Raw genomic sequence first — 6,041 nt, 5'->3', positions numbered from 1 at the left:
CGGTGCCATCCGCCAGCAGCCGACCTTGCCCGAGCCGCAGTGGTTCGGGTGGTACTGGCGGCCGGAGGCCGGCGACCACACAGAGGGCGGTCAGCATGTCGTCGGGTCGTACGGCGGGCGTCGTGTGCCGCACAACCGTATCCAGTATCGCACACGTGTCGTTCTCCGCACGGCAAACCATCAAGACCACTGCCTGACGGACATCGAAGCGCCGATGTCCGTCCTTGGTGACCCGCTCCACCTCCACCAGGTCACGGGCGAGCAGCACGTCGACGGCGGCGGCCAACGCGGTGGGCGCGACACCCGGCAGCCGGATCCACCAGTGCGACGCGTCCACCAGCTCCGCCAGCGGTGTCGCGGCCGCCTGCGCGCAGGCCACCACGTCCAGCCCGGCTGGCAGGGCCGCGTCCAGCGCCTCCCCCAGCGCCCGGGGCTGGCGGTGCTCGGCCAGGGCGAGCTCGACGTACTCGGCCTCGCTGGCGGCGCCCGTGGGGGCGGCGCCCAGCCAGGAGATGCGCGGATGCGGGCTGAAGCCCGCCGAGTACGCCATCGGGACGCCCGCGCGCCGCAGGGCACGCTCGAAGGTCCGTGCGACATCCCGGTGGGACAGAAAACGCAACCGCCCCCGCTTGGCGAACCGCACCCGCACCCGCGCGACGACCGGTGGCGGGGGCGGGCCCTCAGGACGCCGCGGCATCGGCTGTCCTGCCGGCGCTGTCCGAGGCGCCGGGGCCACCCGGGTTCCCGAGTCCGTCGGGGGCACCGGGGCCGTCGGGGGCACCGGGGCCGTCGGGGGCACCGGGGCCACCGGTCCGGCCCGGCCCGGTCGACACGAGCGGCAGGAGGGTCCGGCCGGTCGGGCCGATCTGGGTCTGCGTGCCCATGGCCGGGCAGACCCCGCAGTCGTAGCAGGGGGTCCAGCGGCAGTCGTCCAGCTCGGCGCCGCGCAGCGCCTCCTGCCAGTCCGACCACAGCCAGTCACGGTCGAGGCCGGAGTCCAGGTGGTCCCAGGGCAGTACCTCGCGCTCGTCGCGCTCACGGGTGGTGAACCAGTCGAGGGAGACCCCCAACGGCTCCAGCTCCGCGGCGCAGGCCTTCTCCCAACGCTCGAAGGAGAAGTGCTCGCTCCATCCGTCGAACCGGCCACCGTCGCGCCATACCCGTTCGATCACCGCGCCAACCCGGCGGTCACCGCGGGCGAGCAGACCCTCGATCACGCCCGGGCGGCCGTCGTGGTAGCGGAAACCGATCGCCCGCCCCACCTCCCGGTCGCCGCGGATGGCGTCGCGCAGCAGCCGCAGCCGGGCGTCGGTGACCTCATGGGAGGCCTGGGCCGCCCACTGGAACGGTGTGTGCGCCTTGGGCACGAAGCCGCCGATCGACACCGTGCAGCGGATGTCGCGGTGCCCGCTGGCCCGCCGCCCGGCCCTGATCACCTCGCGGGCGAGGCCGGCGATCGCCAGGACGTCCTCGTCGGTCTCGGTGGGCAGGCCGCACATGAAGTACAGCTTCACCTGCCGCCAGCCCTGGGCGTAGGCGGTGCTGACCGTGCGGACCAGGTCCTCCTCGCTGACCATCTTGTTGATGACCCGGCGCAGCCGTTCGGAGCCGCCTTCCGGGGCGAAGGTCAGCCCGCTGCGCCGGCCGTTGCGGGAGAACTCGTTGGCCAGTGTGACGTTGAACGCGTCCACCCGGGTCGAGGGCAGGCTGAGCGAGGTGTGGGTGCCCTCGTACCGGTCGGCCAGGCCCTTGGCCATCTCACCGATCTCGCTGTGGTCTGCGCTGGACAGCGACAACAGCCCGACCTCGGTGAACCCGGAGGCCGCCAGGCCCCGGGCGACCATCTCGCCGACGGTGTCAATGCTGCGCTCCCGGACCGGACGGGTGATCATCCCGGCCTGGCAGAAGCGGCAGCCACGCGTGCAGCCGCGGAAGATCTCCACGCTCATCCGCTCGTGGACGGTCTCCGCCAGCGGGACCAGCGGCGCCTTCGGGTACGGCCAGGCGTCCAGGTTGCTCACGGTGTGCTTGGCCGGCCGGGCCGGCACCCCGGGACGGTTCGGGGTGACCGCGCGGATCCGGCCGTCCGGCCGGTAGTCCACGTCGTAGCAGGACGGCACGTAGACCAGCCCGCGCCGGGCCAGCCGCAGGAGCAGCTGCGCCCGCCCGCCGGGCCGGCCGGCGGTCTTGAAGGCGCGGACGACATCGGTGATCTCCAGGACCGCCTGCTCGCCGTCACCGAGGACGACCGCGTCGACGAAGGCCGCGACCGGCTCGGGGTTGAACGCCGCGTGCCCGCCCGCGATGACGACCGGATGCCGCTCGTCCCGGTCGGCGGCGTGCAGCGGGATGCCCGCGAGGTCCAGGGCGGTCAGCAGGTTGGTGTAGCCGAGCTCGGTGGAGAAGCTCACCCCCAGCAGGTCGAAGTCACCGACCGCGCGGTGGGCGTCCACGGTGAACTGGGGGATGCCGTGCTCGCGCAGCAGCTCCTCCAGGTCCGACCAGACCGAGTAAGTGCGTTCGGCCAGGACGTCCGGCTGCTCGTTGAGGATCTCGTAGAGGATCTGGACGCCCTGGTTGGGAAGGCCGACCTCGTAGGCGTCGGGATACATCAGGCACCAGCGAACCAGCGCGTCCGCCCAGGGCTTGACCTGGGAATTTCCTTCGCCGCCGAGATAGCGCACGGGTTTGCGGACCCGCGGCAACAGCGGTTCCAGGCGAGGGAACAGCGACTGTCCGGACATGTCCGCGAGCCTACGGCACACAAGCCGGCCAGCGACACGGCCGACGACGGACGGCTGCTGTCGGCGACCGACAAACACCATCGGCAACCACCGAACACTGCCGGCAACCGATGAACACGGTCAGCGGCGGATCCACCGGGCCAGCCTCACCAGGTCATCACAGGGCGTAAGGGTCTGAACGGGACCGTAGCCGGACGTTCTGCAACAGACCGACCGCCAGCAGGTTGGCGAACATCGACGACCCCCCGTAGGACAGGAACGGCAGGGGCAGCCCGGTCACCGGCATGACCCCCAGGGTCATCCCGATGTTGACGAACATCTGGAACGCGAACCAGCACACCACCCCGGTAGCGATCATCGTACCGAAGGTGTCACCGGAGTCGAACGCGATCGTCAGGGCCCGCCACAGCACCACGCCGAGCAGCACCAGGACCCCGCCGGCACCGAGAAAGCCCAGTTCCTCCCCGGCGACCGTGAAGACGAAGTCGGTCTGCTGCTCGGGCACGAACTGGCCCTGGGTCTGCGTCCCGCCGAACAGGCCGCGGCCGGCCAGGCCGCCGTTGGCGATCGCCGTCATGGCCTGGTCGACGTTGTAGCCGGTCGACGAGGTGTTCTGGTTGTCCCGGACGAACTCGGTCAGCCGCGCCTCCTGGTACGGCTTGAGCAGATGGAACTGCAGGATGGCCCCGCCGAAGAGGATCCCGCACAGAATAAGCCCGATCACCCACCTGCTCGGGGCGCCACTGACCGCGAGCATGCCGAGAATGACGAACACGAACACCATGACGGTGCCGAAGTCCGGCTGCATCATGATGAGCGCCATCGGCACGGCCGCCAGCGCGAGCACCAGAATGACGTCCTGGTGGCCGGGGCTGAGCCGGATGCCGGTGTCGCGGTCGTCGTGTTTCTCCCCGAGAACCATCGCCATCCCGAGGATGAGCGCCACCTTGGCGAATTCCGAGGGCTGCAGCTGGAAACCGGCCGGCAGGACGATCCAGGAGTGCGCCCCGTTTATCGTCGAGCCCACCAGCAGAACGGCGACCAGGCCGAGCAGCGATCCCAGGTACACGAACGGCGCGTATGCCCGCAGAATGCGATAGTCGACGATCGTCGCCACACCCGCGAGCACCAGCCCGATGGCCAGGTTGAGCAGGTGGCGCTTGAGGAATATCTGCGGGTCGCCGCCGCTCTCGGTCTCGCGTTGCCGGGTGGCGGACCACACCAGCAGCGCCCCGAGCACCGACAACATGATCACACAGATCTGCAGTGGCCAGTCCAGCCGGCGCAGCGGGGAGTGCCGGCCCGACGCCCGGTCGCGCAGCTGGCCGATCCGGCCGCGCGGTGGGACCGGGGACGAACGCAGGGCCGTCGGGCTCGTCATGAACCCTCCATCCATGATCGCCGATAGAAGAGCGGGTGGCCCGGGAGCCCTCGACGCCAGCCGGAACCAGCGCTGGGAGGAGCCCCGGGATGCGCGGGGACGGCGGGCGGCCCGCGGGCGGCGGCGTCCACCGCGCCCGGGACCGCCGCGGGCGCCGCCGCCGCGACAGCGCCGGTGGACCGGCCGGTGAACGAGATACCCGACAGGCCGGCGGCCGGCGCCGCCGCGGTACCCGCCGCGGCCGCACCGGGGGCAGTCGCACCGAGGGCAGCCGTGCCCGGGGCAGCCGCACCGAGGGCAGCCGCACCGGGGACGGCCGCACCGGGGGCCGCTGTGCCGGGGGCCGGCTCGGGAGCCGTGTCGGCGGCGAACGTCCCGTCCTGCTTGAGGCGGGGCAGCTGGGACGGCGGCCTGCCGCCGGCGAACGCCGCGGGGCGTCCGATGCCGTAGATGCTCTGGTAGATGGCCTTCACGGCCGGGGCCGCGTACTCGGCGCCGGTCCCGGAGTCCGGGATGGTCACGACAACGACGAACTGCGGGTCGTTCGCGGGCGCGAACGAGGCGAACCAGGAGGTGTCCCCGGAGCCCTCCACCTCGGCGGTACCGGTCTTGCCCGCGACCGGGATGGTGTCGTTCGGCCAGTCTGCGAACACCCCGGTCGCGGTCCCGCCGCCTTCGCTGGTCACCCCGTGCAGGGCCTCGCGGAGGTAGGCCAGCGTGTCGGGCGCGGCCGGCAGCCTGCCGGCGGCCCTGGGCTCGATGGTCCGCACGACGCGGCCGTCCGGGGCCATCACCGCCTTGGCCAGGGTGGGCTGGTACAGCGTCCCGCCGTTGGCGATGGCGGCGTAGGCGGCCGCGAGCTGCAACGGGCTGACCGACAGGTACTGCCCCTGCCCGATCGCGAACTGGACCGCCGCGCCCCCGTTGTACAGGTAGCCGTCGACGCACGCCTCGGCGGCGTACTGGCGGAAGCGTTCGGCCTTGGCCGGGTCGGTGGCCTCCGGGTAGCCGTTGCGGGCCCGGCGGCAGTAGGAGTCCTTCAGCTCCTCCCAGATCTCCTTCGCGCCGGCCCGGTCGACGACCGACCCGGCCGTCTCGCCCGGCAGGTCGATGCCGGTGCGGCTGCCGAACCCCAGGGCGCGGGCCATCCTGACGAAGTACTCGTTGGGCTCCCGGTACGGGCCGCGGCCGTTGCGCAGCCCGCCGTCGGCCAGCCACGCCTCGTAGGCGAACTGGTCGAAGATGACGTCGCAGGAGATGACCAGGGCCTGATGGAGGGTGATCGGCCCGGCGGACGACCCCTCGAAGTTGTGGAAGGTCTGGGTGCCGATCTGCAGGGTGGGCGCGCAGTCGTACTTCCTGGTGGCCGACGCGCCGAGGCTGGTCAGCGCGGTCAGGGTCGACACCGGCTTGAACGTGGACCCGGGCGCGCTCGAGCCCTGGTACGCCCGCGACAGCAGCGGAATCCCGTTGGCCTGGTCGGACAGTGCCTGGTAGTCGGCTTCGGAGACGCCCCCGACGAAGACCGACGGGTCGTAGGAGGGCAGGCTCGCCATGGCGATCACACGGCCGGTCCTCGCGTCGAGCACGACGCCGGAGGCGGTGCGCGCCTGCCCGCCGCCAAGGGAGTCCAGGGTCTTGCGCAGGGTCTGCTCGACCGCCTGCTGGACACCGATGTCGAGCGAGAGCACGAGGTTGTCACCGCTGCTCGGCGCGGTGGCCGACGCGGTGCCCGCGACCCGCCCGAACCGGTCGACCTCGAGCCGCTGCACGCCGTCGGCGCCCCGCAGGTCCGCGTCGTAGGTGTTCTCCAGCCCGGCGACACCGACCAGGCTGTTCTGGTGGTATCCCTTGCTGGCGCCGTCGGCGTCGAGCTGCTTCTGGGTGACGGGGCTGAGATACCCCAGCTCGTGCGC

General features: G+C 72.0%; 4 protein-coding genes. All 4 read right to left on the bottom strand.

All coding sequences use genetic code 11. The annotated features are described in order from the left end of the window. The coding region (locus AC5LSR_RS06660) for a TIGR03936 family radical SAM-associated protein (protein ID WP_493468254.1) at positions 1 to 697 on the bottom strand (697 nt) is incomplete at its 3' end. Continuing rightward, positions 681 to 2,744, bottom strand: coding sequence for a TIGR03960 family B12-binding radical SAM protein (locus tag AC5LSR_RS06655; protein WP_250285399.1), 2,064 nt, complete (start codon positions 2,742 to 2,744; stop codon positions 681 to 683). The genes AC5LSR_RS06660 and AC5LSR_RS06655, both read right to left, overlap by 17 nt. Before the next feature lie 157 nt (positions 2,745 to 2,901). Then, positions 2,902 to 4,125 (bottom strand): rod shape-determining protein RodA, encoded by a 1,224-nt coding sequence (gene rodA / locus AC5LSR_RS06650; RefSeq protein WP_250285398.1) that lies wholly within the window; start codon positions 4,123 to 4,125, stop codon positions 2,902 to 2,904. Beyond that, a partial coding sequence (locus AC5LSR_RS06645; RefSeq protein ID WP_493468253.1) for a penicillin-binding transpeptidase domain-containing protein occupies positions 4,122 to 6,041 on the bottom strand: 1,920 nt, incomplete at its 5' end. The genes rodA and AC5LSR_RS06645, both read right to left, overlap by 4 nt.

The sequence above is a fragment of the Protofrankia sp. CiP1_Cm_nod4 genome, assembly GCF_982290645.1.
This window is presented reverse-complemented; position numbering and strand designations above follow the sequence as displayed.